This is a genomic window from Mycobacterium sp. BMJ-28, assembly GCF_054404835.1.
This window is the reverse complement of the sequence record NZ_CM136783.1, coordinates 4593641-4607013: the sequence shown is the minus strand read 5'-3', so window position 1 is coordinate 4607013 and position 13373 is coordinate 4593641. Positions and strand designations below refer to the sequence as shown.

General features: G+C 64.7%; 12 protein-coding genes. 7 read left to right on the top strand and 5 right to left on the bottom strand.

Going from position 1 to position 13373, the window contains the following annotated elements:
- Nucleotides 1-2 precede the first annotated feature (2 nt).
- Entirely contained in the window at nt 3-1031 is a 1029-nt protein-coding gene (locus tag ACXPWS_RS22845; RefSeq protein ID WP_458708838.1) for a Rieske 2Fe-2S domain-containing protein, read from the bottom strand.
- Between the two features lie 79 nt (nt 1032-1110).
- Between ACXPWS_RS22845 and ACXPWS_RS22840 the strand changes: the two genes are divergently transcribed.
- A complete protein-coding gene (locus ACXPWS_RS22840) occupies nt 1111-1743 on the top strand; it encodes a TetR/AcrR family transcriptional regulator (RefSeq protein WP_458708837.1) in 633 nt (210 codons plus the stop codon).
- A 69-nt stretch (nt 1744-1812) separates the two neighbouring features.
- Here ACXPWS_RS22840 and istB read toward each other — a convergent pair whose 3' ends face one another.
- The 3 genes from istB to ACXPWS_RS22825 form a co-directional block, all read right to left on the bottom strand.
- Nucleotides 1813-2670 carry an IS21-like element helper ATPase IstB gene (istB, locus tag ACXPWS_RS22835; RefSeq protein WP_458708836.1) on the bottom strand — a complete coding sequence of 286 codons (858 nt, stop codon included), beginning with the start codon at nt 2668-2670 and terminating at the stop codon, nt 1813-1815.
- Entirely contained in the window at nt 2667-4028 is a 1362-nt protein-coding gene (locus ACXPWS_RS22830; protein ID WP_458708835.1) for an IS21/IS408/IS1162 family transposase, read from the bottom strand. Before ACXPWS_RS22830 ends, istB begins: the two co-directional genes overlap by 4 nt.
- Before the next feature lie 784 nt (nt 4029-4812).
- Nucleotides 4813-6213, bottom strand: coding sequence for a ClC family H(+)/Cl(-) exchange transporter (locus ACXPWS_RS22825; protein WP_458708834.1), 1401 nt, complete (start codon nt 6211-6213; stop codon nt 4813-4815).
- A gap of 194 nt (nt 6214-6407) precedes the next feature.
- On the opposite strand from ACXPWS_RS22825, the gene ACXPWS_RS22820 reads away from it, so the two are divergent.
- A complete protein-coding gene (locus ACXPWS_RS22820; RefSeq protein ID WP_458708833.1) occupies nt 6408-6668 on the top strand; it encodes a hypothetical protein in 261 nt (86 codons plus the stop codon).
- A gap of 48 nt (nt 6669-6716) precedes the next feature.
- Here the strand turns inward: ACXPWS_RS22820 and ACXPWS_RS22815 are convergent, their stop codons facing one another.
- Nucleotides 6717-7412: a GntR family transcriptional regulator gene (locus tag ACXPWS_RS22815; RefSeq protein WP_458708832.1), complete on the bottom strand. Its 696-nt coding sequence runs from the start codon at nt 7410-7412 to the stop codon at nt 6717-6719.
- Nucleotides 7413-7547: 135 nt separating this feature from the next.
- On the opposite strand from ACXPWS_RS22815, the gene ACXPWS_RS22810 reads away from it, so the two are divergent.
- From ACXPWS_RS22810 to ACXPWS_RS22790, 5 genes are all read left to right on the top strand, one after another.
- Complete coding sequence (locus ACXPWS_RS22810; RefSeq protein ID WP_458708831.1) at nt 7548-8714, top strand: mandelate racemase/muconate lactonizing enzyme family protein; 1167 nt, start codon at nt 7548-7550, stop codon at nt 8712-8714.
- Nucleotides 8715-8880: 166 nt separating this feature from the next.
- The gene (locus ACXPWS_RS22805) at nt 8881-10317 is read left to right on the top strand and encodes a cation:dicarboxylate symporter family transporter (RefSeq protein WP_458708830.1); all 1437 of its coding nucleotides are present in this window, start codon (nt 8881-8883) and stop codon (nt 10315-10317) included.
- A gap of 146 nt (nt 10318-10463) precedes the next feature.
- Nucleotides 10464-11405, top strand: coding sequence for a phosphoglycerate dehydrogenase (locus ACXPWS_RS22800; RefSeq protein ID WP_458708829.1), 942 nt, complete (start codon nt 10464-10466; stop codon nt 11403-11405).
- A 32-nt stretch (nt 11406-11437) separates the two neighbouring features.
- Entirely contained in the window at nt 11438-12517 is a 1080-nt protein-coding gene (locus ACXPWS_RS22795; RefSeq protein ID WP_458708828.1) for a tartrate dehydrogenase, read from the top strand.
- On the top strand, nt 12514-13353 hold the full coding sequence (locus ACXPWS_RS22790; RefSeq protein WP_458708827.1) for a DUF5718 family protein: 840 nt from the start codon (nt 12514-12516) through the stop codon (nt 13351-13353). The genes ACXPWS_RS22795 and ACXPWS_RS22790 overlap by 4 nt, the downstream gene beginning before the upstream one ends.
- The last annotated feature ends 20 nt before the right edge of the window (nt 13354-13373 follow it).

Below are 13373 nucleotides of genomic sequence, written 5' to 3'. Positions count from 1 at the left end.
GATCAGCGTGTGGATCGGGCGGCGAGTTCGGCGGCGCTACCGCCTTTACCGTCGGGGTAGAACTTGAGCGCCCATTGGCGGATCGCGGTGAATCCCTCCAGCTCTGAGCTCGCCAGGGCGGGCGGGTCGGAGTAGCGCTGGTGGGACCAGATGTGAACGTCTTGGCGGAACTGCCGGATGACTTCGGTGCCGAACTCCTCGGCTTTAATGCGAGCCCGGTCAGGATCGCGGACCTCGCGTTTGGGCCGTCCGATGTAGACCATGAAGCGGATGTCGGAGGTGAACTCGTCGACGGGTGTGACCGCGGAGATTGTGCGGTTGTCGATCATGCCCCAGCTTTTGGTGACCGCGATGCCGAGGCCGCCGTTGATGGCCTCGACACCGCTGTTGACGTTCTCGATCTGTTGGCCGTCGTCGCCTTCGAAGGTGATGGTGAAGTCGACATAGGAGACCGGGTCGTCGAAGTCGTGGCGGGTGAAGATCGGATTGATCGGTGTTCCGTGCACGTACTTGAAGTGGGCGAAGTCCACCCCGTTTTCCAGAACATACTGGGGGTGCATTTCCTTGCCGCGCTCCAGCATTCGCTGTTGTGGGTAATAGTCCGCCTCGCTACTTCCGTCGCCGAAGCTGGCGAAGACGTCGGGGGCGTCAAAGAACGGTTCGCGGTTGTCGATGTCGTGCCAGATGTAGATCGACCCATTGCATTCGGTCACCGGGTAGGTCTTGATTCGCCGCCCGCGGTTGGGTCGGTTCTCGTACGGTATGCACACGTTGCGGCCTTCCTGGCTCCACTGCCAACCGTGGAAGGGGCACTGCAGGACTTCACCGTGGACGGTGCCACCGAATCCGAGGTGGGCGCCGAGGTGCTCGCAGTAGGCGTTCATCACGGTGACCTGACCGGACTCAGCGCGCCAGGCGATCATCTCCTGGTCGAAGTACTTCATCGTATGGACGTCGCCGATGCCGACCTCATCGGACCAGGCGACCTGGTACCAGCCTGTGGGTTTCATGGAAAGGGGCGGCTTAGCCATGCGGTGAAGCATAGAGCAGTCAATGAAACATTCATAGTGGTATTCACGAAAATGTTGAATGAGGGGATATCCTTGCGGGATGACCGATGTGGCGCCGACGTCGATGCCGGCCCGGCGCCCTAATCGGCGCGGTCAGGCGACCCGCGAGAACATGTTGGAGGCCGCCCTGAAGTCGCTGGCCTCGGGTGAACCCGGGTCGGTCTCAGCCAACCGGATCGCCAAGGACATAGGCGCCACGTGGGGCGCGGTGCAGTACCAGTTCGGCGATGCCGACGGCTTCTGGGCGGCGGTGCTGCACCGCACTGCTGAGCGCCGGGCTGATGTATTCGCGGCCGTGCGTACCGATACCCCGTTGAGCAACCGCGTCGCCAGCATTCTTGACACCCTCTATGAGGGTCTGGAAGCGCCTGATTCGCGGGCTATCGAGAACCTGCGTGCCGCGTTACCACGGGACCACGCCGAATTGGAACGGCTATATCCGCGGACCGCAGCCGAGCTGTATTCGTGGGGTCAGTCGTGGTTGGAGATCTGCCGCAATGCCTTTGACGACCTTGGCGTAGACCCGGAACGTGTCCGCGAGGTCGCTACCTTGATCCCGGGTGCGATGCGCGGTCTGGTCTCGGAGCGCCAGCTTGGCTCCTACGCAGACCTTGACGTTGCGCGCAGAGGGTTGACCAACGCGCTGGTTACCTACCTGCAAACGTCGGATTGAGCACCGTTGATCGCGCTCGCCGAAAATCCTCAACTGTGCTCGCTGAAATTCCCCACCTGTGAGCATCGGTCAGTGTAGTGGTTGGCGGGTTCCGGTGGCGGCTCGGCGGAGGGTGTCGGCGGCGGCGTGGTGGTCGCGTAGCCGGTAGGACTCGCCGTCGAGGTTGATGACCACGGATCGGTGCAGGAGGCGGTCGAGCATGGCGGCGGCGACGGTGGTGTCGCCGAGGATTTCACCCCAGGCGCCTACCCCGCGGTTGGTGGTGATGACGATGCTGGTCTTTAAATAGCGTTGGGAGACAACTTGAAACAACGCGGAGGCTGCCTCGGCGGGTAGCGGAAGGTAGCCGAGTTCATCGATCACGAGCAGTGTGGGTCCGGCGTAGAACCGCATGGTGGTGGCCCAGCGTCCTTCGATGGCGGCGCGGTGACATCGTGCGGCCAGATCGGCAGCGGTGGTGAAGTAGGTACGATAACCGGCGTGGGCTGCGGCCCTTGCCAATCCGACTGACAGGTGCGTCTTGCCTGTCCCGGGTGGCCCGATGAGCAGAACGTTGGTCGCCGACTCCAGATAGCGGCAGGTGCCGAGCTCGTCGATCAGGGCGCGGTCGATGCCGGCGGCGGCATCGACATCGAAATCAGCCAGCGTCGCGGGGGTGGGCAGGCTGGCGAACCGCAACCGCCCCGCCAGCCGCCTGGCGGTGCTGGCATCGACCTCAACGGCGAGCAGCCGTTCCAGGGCCACTGTCAGTGACAGTCCCTCGGCGGTGGCCGCGTCGAGCACCGACGGCAATGCCTCGGCAGCGGCGGTGAGTTTGAGCTCGGCCAGATGGGAACGCAGCTGCTGATAGCGGCTGGCCGCGGCCGTCGGTGTCTGCGTGTCGGTGGTGCGGGCGGTGGCTTTCGGGGTGCGGGTGGTGGGGGTCATTGCAAGGTCCTTTTCTGAGCGGCCCGCTCGTAGGCGGACAAATCGATGACAGTGGAATCGGTTGATGGCATTGCGGATTCGGTGATACCGGTACCCGCGTCGCGGAGTGCAAGGAGTTGTGCGGCAGCTGTTTTAGCGGCCGGTCCGGCTGGGATGCGTTCCTTGCGGCGGTGTGGCCGGCCTGCGGTCGCGGTGGCCATCGCAGCGGTGTCAAGGGCGACGACGTGCCCGCTGTCCCGGGCCATCACCCCCAATCCGTCGGCGGCCATCCGGTGCCGAGCGATCACGATCCCGCTCGTGGTGGCGACGTCGAGGTACTCACCACCAATCGGATGACTGACCCTCACCTCGGCAGCGGCCAGCTCCGGAGGCACCGAGTACCGGTTGCCGCGGTAGGACACCAAAGCCTGCCGCGAAGCGGTCCGGGCCTCGGAGACAATCACCGGATACGGCACCGCCGGCACCGGCCTGAGCGGCTCAGCCTTGGCCACCACCGCCACCGAGGACCGCCCGTCGGCGGTCAAGCGCATCCTGGTGTCGCCACGGACTCGGGCGAAGCGATCCACACTGGCTTGGGCCGCCTCGACGGTCATGTCGTCAGCCAGGGTGCGCCACCAACGTTGCGCCGCGGTGTGATTGACCTTCTCCACGACACCTTTGCGGTTGCCGCGTCGCGGGGGGCAGATCGCCACCGAGACCCCGTAGTGCTTGGCGACCCCGGCGAACGAGGCGGTCACCCGCCCCGAGCCTGGATCGCAGACCGTGGCCATCCGGTCGAACCGCCACACCCGGGTCAGGCCGCCCAGGCCGCGGCAGATCGTGTCGATGGCCGCGACCAGGTGCGGTTGATCCATCGATGGTGACAGCACCGCCCGCCACTTCCCAGAGTGCGCCAGGGATCCGACCAACAGGAAGGCTTTCTTGCCCCAGCCCCACGATGCTGGTGGATCGGGCAATTCCAGCCAGTCCCACTGTGTTTCATCACCCGGTGGATGCGGGATGATCGCGTTGGGCCGGTCGGTGGCGGTGCGGCAGGCTTCGCAGTCCGGGCGCAAACTACGGGTGCGGATGTTGCGGGTCAGGCTCTGATACGACAGCCCGAAACCCAGGTCTTCGAGTTCGTCGTAGAGGGTGCGGGCCCACAGATGCGGGTCCTCGACCAGTCGCGCCGACACGTAGTCGACGAACGGGTCAAACGGATCCGGGCCCGGCCGCGCCCGCACCCCGGGCTCGGCGCCGCCGGCCAGATACTTGCGGACCGTTTTGCGGTCGAAGCCGGTGTGGCGGGCGATCGCAGAGATCGACCAACCGCGTTTTCGTAGGGCGTGTACTTCCATGTCGTCCTCCCATGTGAGCATGAGAAAGCGGGCCTCCTTCGACGGAGCTACTGGCGTCAGACACCAGCAGCATCGAGGGAGGCCCGCCCTTCTCGGCGGAGCCACACGGGTGGGGAATTTCGATGAGCGTCAGTGGGGAATTTCAGCGAGCGCGGTCACCGTCAAGGCAACCCGGGATCGCGATGGATTCTGGTGACGAGACAAGGCCGCCAGCGTCCCTCGGTCGAAGAGGACGCCCAGTCGATTAACAGCCGGTGCAACCGCTGTAGAGCGGGCGCCGGTAAGCCGCCTCCCTAATGCCACGTCCCCGCTTGTTGGGCGCGCGGCCACGAACTCGTTACTCGCGATCAGTTGTCTGACTCATACCGGTTCCGCAACCGCCGCGCCCCTCGCTTCGGAATACCCCGATACCGCCGCGTCACGCGAGGTGTTGATCGCTTCGTCGGCGGCTTTGGGTTTCGAATTGGTACGCATCGATCAGCACCTAATGTGACGCTCCGTCATGCGCCACTCGTGGCCAATCGAAGGTGACCCCTGGGGGCCAAAGGGCCGCAGGTTTGGAGCGGCGATCGATGTGAACGGATTTGTGAACGAAACCCTGTGCAACCGGGGCGACCGGATCGACACGGCGTGACATGCGCAATACCAAATTACGCACGACCTGCACATTGCGACGGAGGTATACAACCAAAACCGCAATCGGCCGGCTCATAACCCAGAGGTCACAGGTTCGAATCCTGTCCCCGCTTCTAGCGGGAACGCCCCCGGAGATTTCTCCGGGCCCTTTCTTTTGGATTGGGAGAGGTCAGTCTGTCTTGTGTGCACCAGGTAGGTTCCCGCGGGCAACCGCTGCGACGGTGGCACGATCGGTGAGCAGGTCGTAGATCGGGCGCGAACCCAGTGCGACGGCCACCAGGAGCGCGGTCGCGCACGCGCCCAGCATGGGTGGCAGCTGGTTGGTGGTGCCAGTGAGTTCGGTGGCGAGGATCAGACCGGTGATTGGCGCCTGGACGCTCGCGGTGAAGAAAGCCGCCATGCCGATCAGGGCAAGGGCCGCCGGTTCCGGTGCATTCTGGGGACTGAGATGCTCTGCGACCAGGCCGACCAGCAGTCCGGTATAGGCGCCGAGCACGAGCATCGGGGCGAACAGGCCACCAGGTGTTCCCGCGGCATAGGACGCGGCGCCGAGAAGAAAGCGCAACACCAGGATCCCGACTACGGCCCATGCCGCTCCGTGTCCCAAGAGGGCGTCCTGGGTGAGGTTGTCACCACCGCCGGCAAGGTCGGGAGCCCACCACACGAGAACGCCCACGACAGCACCAATCGCGGCGGCCCGGGCTTCGGCCGGCCATCGGCTCGTGTCCGCGACGTGCAGGCCGAACATGAGTGTCTTGTTGTAGAGAACACCGAGCACGCCGGCGCAGACACCGACGGCCAGCACCCAGCCCGCGTTACCCATGTGCGGGTCCTGTAGTGCTGGCATGCGAAAGTCGGTACCTGAGTGCACGAATGGGTATGCGGCGCCGAAACCCGACGCCGAGGCAATCAGGGTGGCGATGGTGGTGCGCGGGTCGAATCGTTTCACGAGTTCTTCGAGGACGAACACGCCACCGGCGATCGGGGCGTTGAATGCTGTCGCCAGGCCGGCGGCGGCTCCGCCGGCTGCCAGGATCCGAAGATCGGAGAGTGGCCGCCGTGTCACCGAGGCGACGATCACGGCGATCGAGCCGCCCATCTGAACCGAAGGGCCTTCCCGGCCCAGTGCCAGGCCCCCGCCCATTGACAACAATCCGCCGAGGTACTTGATGGGCAGGATCCGAAACCGTCCGGGTGCAGCGCGCCCGGCAACGACAGCCTCAACGTGGGGGATACCGCTGCCCTCGGCTTGAGGCTCCAACCGTCGCACCAGCGCGGCCGCGGCCGTGACGGCCGCCATGCAGGTGAGCACGACGACCAACAGGCCCCACCCACTGCCGTGCGCCCAGCTGCTGAGCGCGGTGCGCCACGCCGACAGCTGCGTCAACACGATCTTGAAACTGGCTGCAGCCAGCCCCGTCAGTGCGCCGACCACTGCGGCGGCAAGGACGAACCCGATCAGACTTTCGGCGCCCTCGCCCTTGTCGTCTACCGGACGTGAGGTCGGCCTCTGCCATCCGGTGAACATGCTGCGAAGCCAGCGCACCAGTGTCGGTGTGTTTTCATCCACCCCTGTATCTCTATCTGGTCGGCGCGCGACCCGCACGGGAAGGGTGGCGGATTCAGTGAGCGCTGGTCCAACCGAGACCGGGCATCGTCCCGACGCTGCAGGAACGGACGATATCGCGAACGGGGTGTCCCGGACCTTGACGGCTACCTTGGCGATTCCATTCGGCCTCAACGCACTACGTCTATCTTTGGTGCATGAACGCGGCCGCAGAGTACGACGATCTGCCGGACCCGGTCCGCACAGAAGTGCGAAGGTTCGCCGATGTCAACGTCGCCTGGTTGGCGACCACTCTGGAGGATGCTGCAGTCGTCGCTACCGGCGCCGGCGAATCACGTGGGCGCGCAATCTATGCCGCGATTGCGGTAGCTCAACTCGTCGCAAGGGGCCGTTGTGATATCACGCTCTATGACTCGTTGATCAATGGCTACGGCGAGGTGGGCTTGCTACCGGCCTAACTGCCGAAGTGGCGCGCACCGTTTTCTGATATCGAAAATGACTGTAAATTAGGCGATTTCGGAATTCGGGAACTGCCCCTCGAGGGCGTCGATCGCGGAAGCGGTCAGGCTGTTCTCGATATGCAGTCGCGCCAGCGCGTGGGCCGCGGCGGCATCGCCGTCGACTACGAGTTCGAGCATCTGATGGTGCTGATTGAAGTCGATCATGCGGGGCTCCTCTCCTGCTGGCAGCATCAGGCCAAGGCGGCGGTAGCGGTCGGATTTCGCCCACAGGTCATCAAGAGTCTTGATCATCACGTCGTTGTGCGCGGCGGCATACAGCGTGCGGTGAAAGGCGCTGTGGGCGCACAACCCGTCCTCTCCCCATTCCCGGGTGACCGGGACCAGATCGGCCAGTGCCGTCCGCATCACCGCGATGTCGTCGTCGGTGCGACGTTCGGCGGCTAGCGCCACCGCCGCGGGTTCCAGTGCCAGCCGCACCTCGAACAACTGGCGGGCCTCGTCCGCACCGATCGATGAGACGCGGGCGTCTCGGTGATTGTCGAGTTCAATGAGGCCCTCGCCGCTGAGCCGGCGGATCGCTTCGCGCAGGGGCGTGATGCTCATCCGCATCTGCTCGGCAAGCTCGTACTGAGAAAGTCGCGAGCCCGCAGGTAGGCCGCCGCTGAGGATCAGCCGCCGCAATTCGGCATAGGCAACGTCGCTCTTGCTGGAAAAGACGTTGGTGACCTGCGGTGATGTCATGTGCGCCCTATCTCAGTCAGCCGATCGTTGTGACCAGTGCCACACATTGCCCCTTGTGCTGACGGTCACAGCGAGTCTAGCATCGTCACTCATCAGTTACATCTCACATCTTATAAGATACAAGAAGGGTTGATAATGAAGATTCTCTCAGTCCACGAAGGCGTTGTGCCGATCAGTTCGTCCATCCGCAACGCGTGGATCGACTTCAGCTCGATGGACTGCTCGATCGTGGCGATCGTCAGCGACGTGATGCGCGACGGCGAACCCGTCATCGGGTACGGCTTCAACTCCAACGGTCGGTACAGCGCGGGGGAGATCCTGCGCCGTCGCGCGATTCCGCGCCTCCTCGACGCCGACCCGGAGAGCCTGCTGAACGAGGCTGGCGAACTGGATCCGACGCTGGCGTGGCCGATCATGATGAACAACGAGAAGCCTGGTGGCCACGGAGAGCGCTCCGTCGCGATCGGCGTGCTCGACATGGCCTTGTTCGACCTGGCCTCCAAGATCGCCGGTCAGCCGCTCTACCGCTATCTGTCCGATCGCTACGGCGACGGCCAGCCCGACGACTTGGTGTTCGTGTACGCAGCCGGCGGCTATTACGCACCCGGAAAGACGCTCGGGGACCTGCAGGACGAGATGCGCCGCTTCCTCGACATGGGCTACTCCGTGGTCAAGATGAAGATCGGTGGCACCGACCTCGCCGACGATCTCAAGCGCATCGAAGCGGTCCTGGAAGTCCTCGACGGCGATGGGGCCCGCCTGGCGGTCGACGTCAACGGCCGCTTCGATCTGCAGACCGCCCTCGACTACGGACGGGCCATCGAACCCTATGGCCTGTTCTGGTACGAGGAGGTCGGCGACCCGCTCGATTACCGGCTCAACGCCATCCTCTCGGAGAACTACCGAGGCCCGATCGCGACCGGTGAGAACCTGTTCTCCGTCCAGGACGCCCGCAACCTGATCCGCTACGGCGGCATGCGCCCGGACCGCGACTACATCCAGGTCGACCCGGCTTTGAGCTACGGCCTCACCGAGTACCTGCGCGTGCAGGAAATGTTGAAGGAGCACGGCTGGTCCTCGCGCCGCTGCATCCCGCACGGTGGACACCAGTTCTCCCTGCACATCGCCGCGGCCCTCAAACTCGGCGGCAACGAGTCCTACCCTGGCGAGTTCCAGCCCACCGGCGGCTTTGCCGATGACGCGGTCGTCTCCGACAGCCAGGTCGGGCTCACCGAGATCCCCGGCATCGGCTTCGAGGCCAAGAGCGCCTTCTACAAGGTGCTGCGCGAGCTGCACCACTGACCGCTGTTCCGGTGCCACCCGGTGTTTCGAAGGCCGGGCGGCGCGTACGACACCGCTGCCCGGCGGGGCTTCCCCGTCGCGCTGCTCGCCCCAGGCCGGCCGCCGTCCAGAACCGCGCATCCCGGCCTGCACGACCCAATACTGCACCGGATCAAAGGAGTTCCCCGTGTCCACCACGACCGCTAACGCAACCTCTCCAGCGCCGCCCCGCCGATCCAGATTTGGCAAGCTGATACGTCAACTCTGGTTCCAGGTCATCATCGGCGCCATTCTCGGCATCGCCGTCGGCATCCTGGCGCCGAACGTCGGCGCGGCAGTGACACCGCTCAACGACTGGTTCATCGGGCTGGTCAAGATGATCGTCGTCCCCGTCGTCTTCTGCGTCGTGGCCCTCGGCATCGCCACCATGGACAGTCTGCGTCGCGCGGGACGCATCGGTGTCAAGGCACTCGGCTACTTCTTTGTACTGTCCCTGGCCTCGATGCTGATCGGCCTCGTGGTCGCCAACATCTTCAAGCCCGGCGCCGGAATGAACATCGACGTCAACAGCCTCGACGCCAGCACCATCCCCGGTGTCGACTCCGGGGAGAAGGTCGGCTTCGTCCAGTTCGTCACCAACGTGATCCCCGAATCACTGTTCGGCGCGATCACCGGCCACGCCATCCTTTCGGCCCTGTTGGTGTCGCTGCTGATCGGCTGCGCACTCAACGTCACCAAGGCGCGCAGCGCGCCGATCACCACGCTGATCGAGTCGTTGTCGCACGTGGTGTTCAAGATCGTCGGCTGGGTGATGCGGCTGGCCCCGATCGGCACCTTCGGCGCTCTCGCCTCTGTCGTCGCCAAGTACGGTGCCTCCAGTCTGCAGCAACTCGGATTCCTCATCCTGCTGTTCACCGCCACGTGCGTCGTGTATGTCGTCGTGCTGCTGGGGCTGATCTCAAAAGCCTGCGGCATGAATGTCTTCACTTTGATGCGCTACCTGAAAACCGAACTGCTCATCGCGCTCAGCACCTGCTCCAGCGAGGCCATCCTGCCGCAGCTGGTCCGCAAACTCGAACACCTCGGCTGCGGCAAACCCGTTGTCGGCCTGGTCATCCCGGCAGGATTCTCGTTCAACCTCGACGGTTCAGCGGTCTACCTCACCATGGCATCGCTGTTTCTGGCGCAAGCCGTCGGCATCGATTTGTCCTGGCAGGCACAGCTCATCATGGTCGGCGTGATGATGCTGACAAGCAAAGGCACCGCCGGCATCGCCGGAGGCGCGTTCATCGTGCTGGCCTCCACCATCACCGCCGTCGGTCACGTACCGCTGGCCGCACTGGCCCTGATCGTGGGCATCGACCGCATCCTCAACGAGGGCCGCGTCTTCATCAACGTCCTCGGCAATGCCGTCGGCACCATCGTGATCGCCAAGTGGGAGAACGACTTCGACGATGAGCAGGCCCGCGAAGTGCTCGCCGGACGACGTGAGTTCAATATCGAGGCCGAAGATGACGGTGAGCACGGAATCGAAACCGGTGCCGGCGGCCATGCCGCGGCCGGCGGGCCCGCTGAGGAGACAATAGCCCTGGGCAGCCGTCACGCCGCCGCTGCATCATCCTGACCGCCGGACTGTAGTCCTCGATCTGAGGAGGGGCCGCCGCCTCTGAAAGGCGGCGGTCCCCCAGGGCGCTCAGCTGGTGGCTGCTCCCGGGACCTGCCGGGTCGAGCTCCGGCCCCGGTCGTCGATTTGAAGAGTAGGAAGAAACGATGTCGCGCGTTCTGGTGACCACCGACTACCTCGTCCCCGGCGATGAGGTCGACATCCTTCTGCGTCGCCACGGCCACGAGATCGTGTACCGGCCGGCGACCGGACCACGGCATCCCGAGGAAGCGCGAGCATTCTTCGACGGCGTGCACGGCGCCATCATCGCGAGTGAACCTGTCACCGCGAGCATGATCGCGAGTGCGACCGAGTTGCGGGTGATCGCGCGCAGCGGCGTGGGGTACGACTCTATTGATCTCGCGGCGGCCACCGACCGTGGGATCCGGGTGTGCAACACCCCTGGGGTGAACCACGACGCCGTCGCGGAGATGACGTTCGCCTTGATGCTCATGTCGGCGCGCCGGCTCACCACCGTGGTTGACGGCGTGCGGGCGGGCGCCTGGCCGCGTGATGCCGGTACCGAATTACGCGGAACGACGTTGGGGATAATCGGTTTCGGGCCGAGCGGTCGCGCAGTCGCCAAGCTCGCGACCGCTTTCGGGATGACTGTCCTGGTGCATACCGCCCACCCGGACAATGCTGCAACGGCGGTGCAGTTCGTCGACCGCGACACCGTCCTGAACCGGGCTGACTACCTGAGCCTGCACACCAAGACCGACGACAGCACCCGACGGATGATCGACGTCTCAGCGTTGAAATCGATGAAACCCACCGCCGTGCTCATCAACACCGCGCGCGGATCATTGGTCGACGAGGAGGACCTCGCCGACGCATTGGATTCCGGTGAGATCGCCGGGGCAGCCCTCGACGTACTCGACGCCGAACCGTTGCCGGCCGAAAGCCGGCTACGGGGCCGCGACGACGTCATCGTGACCTCCCATCTCGCCGGCCAGACCGTCGAGGCCCGGTCGAGGGCCGGGCTGAGCGCCGCCGCCGACGTTATCGCCGTCCTGGGCGGGCGCGAACCACGCCATCCCGTCAACTGACCCTGAACGCGCACCGAAAGGACCTTCCTGACATGTCACGAACCCATCGCATCGCCGTCATTCCCGGCGACGGCATCGGTACCGAAGTGATGCCCCAAGGCCTGCGCGTTCTGGATGCGGCCGCGCACGCGTTCGACCTGAACCTCGACTTCGAGCACTTCGACCATTCCAGTGCCGACTACTACCTCAAGCACGGGAAAATGCTGCCCGACAACTGGTTCGGCGAACTCCAAGGGTTCGACGCCATCTACTTCGGTGCGGTCGGCTGGCCCGAGGTGGTGCCCGATCACATCTCGCTGTGGGGGAGCCTGCTGCAGTTCCGACGTGCGTTCGACCAGTACGTCAACCTGCGGCCGGTCCGGTTGATGCCCGGCGTGCCCAGCCCGCTGGCCGGACGCCAACCCGGTGACGTCGACTTCTATGTCGTCCGGGAGAACACCGAGGGTGAGTACTCGAGCGTCGGGGGAAAAATCTTCGAGGGCACTGACCGCGAGATTGTCATGCAGGAAACCATCATGACCCGCACCGGTGTCGACCGCATACTCAAGTTCGCGTTCGACCTCGCCGCGACCCGGCCCAAGAAGCACCTGACATCAGCCACCAAGAGCAACGGCATCTCCATCTCCATGCCGTACTGGGACGAACGCGTACAGGCAATGGCCGCCAACTACCCCGATATCGATGTCGACAAGTACCACATCGACATACTCACGGCGAACTTCGTCATGCACCCCGACTGGTTCGATGTCGTCGTCGCCTCGAACCTGTTCGGCGACATCCTGTCCGACCTCGGGCCGGCTTGTACCGGCACCATCGGGATTGCTCCGAGCGCCAACATCAACCCGGAGCGGAACTTCCCCAGCCTGTTCGAACCCGTGCACGGGTCGGCACCCGACATCGCAGGCAAGGGGATCGCCAACCCGATCGGGCAGATTTGGTGCGCCTCCATGATGCTGGAGCATCTCGGTGAACCTGTGGCCGCCGCCGCGGTGCTTACTGCGGTCGAGGCGGTGCTGGCCCGTGGCGGTGACACGTTGACCCCGGACATGGGCGGAACGGCCACCACCGAGACTCTGGGCGCGGCGGTCGCCGACGCGGTGACGGCGCTATGAGCGCCCCACGCTTGGTCACGCTCGATGATGCCGAGTTGCGGACGTGGTTCGGGTTGGGTGTGGCCGGTAATTTCGCCGGCCACCTGGAGCAGGCCGGGGAAGCGGCGGACTTCGTGAACGTCGACTCCGAGGGAGCCGCGCCCAAGGGCCTTTTCCCCTGGTACGCACCGGGAAACGACACTTTTCTCGGTGATTTTCCACTGTCGCGCAACATAATCGGCATGCCGCCGCCGGGCGCCGTAGACGGCCCGCTCAACTTACAGATCGAACCCGAGGTCGCTGTGGCGTGCCGCGTGTCGTGGCGTGGCGACACGGTGATGGGTGTGCAGCCTTTCGCGCTCGGTGCGTTCAATGACTGCTCGATCCGGCGGCCCAACGCCGCGAAGATCAGTCACAAGAAGAATTGGGGGCCGGCGTCCAAAGGGGTTGCGCCACTGTTCTTCGAGATTTCGGATCTGACGCCGGACGGCCCCACGTCCACGCTGCGGATGTCGTGTTCTCTGCTCACCGCCGACGGCCAGGAGCACGCCTACGGTGTCGACAGCCCGCTGTCGGGCTACTCGTATTACGGAGCGGTGCTACTCGACTGGATCGTCGAACGGCTCGCCAACCAGAAGGGGTCCCCGGACAGCCCGCTCGAGGATGTCGGCGCGTTGATGGCGGCCAGCGGTCACCCCGAGAACCTGCTGATCGGGATCGGGGCGACGACGTACACGCCGCTCGGCGCAACGACCTTCCTGCAGCCCGGCGACCAAGCTATCGTCCGGGTGTACGACACTGCCTCAACAGCAGTATCCGAACTCCGACAGACGGTTTCGAGCGACTCTTCGCACTGAATCACCCGAGTCCACCCCTT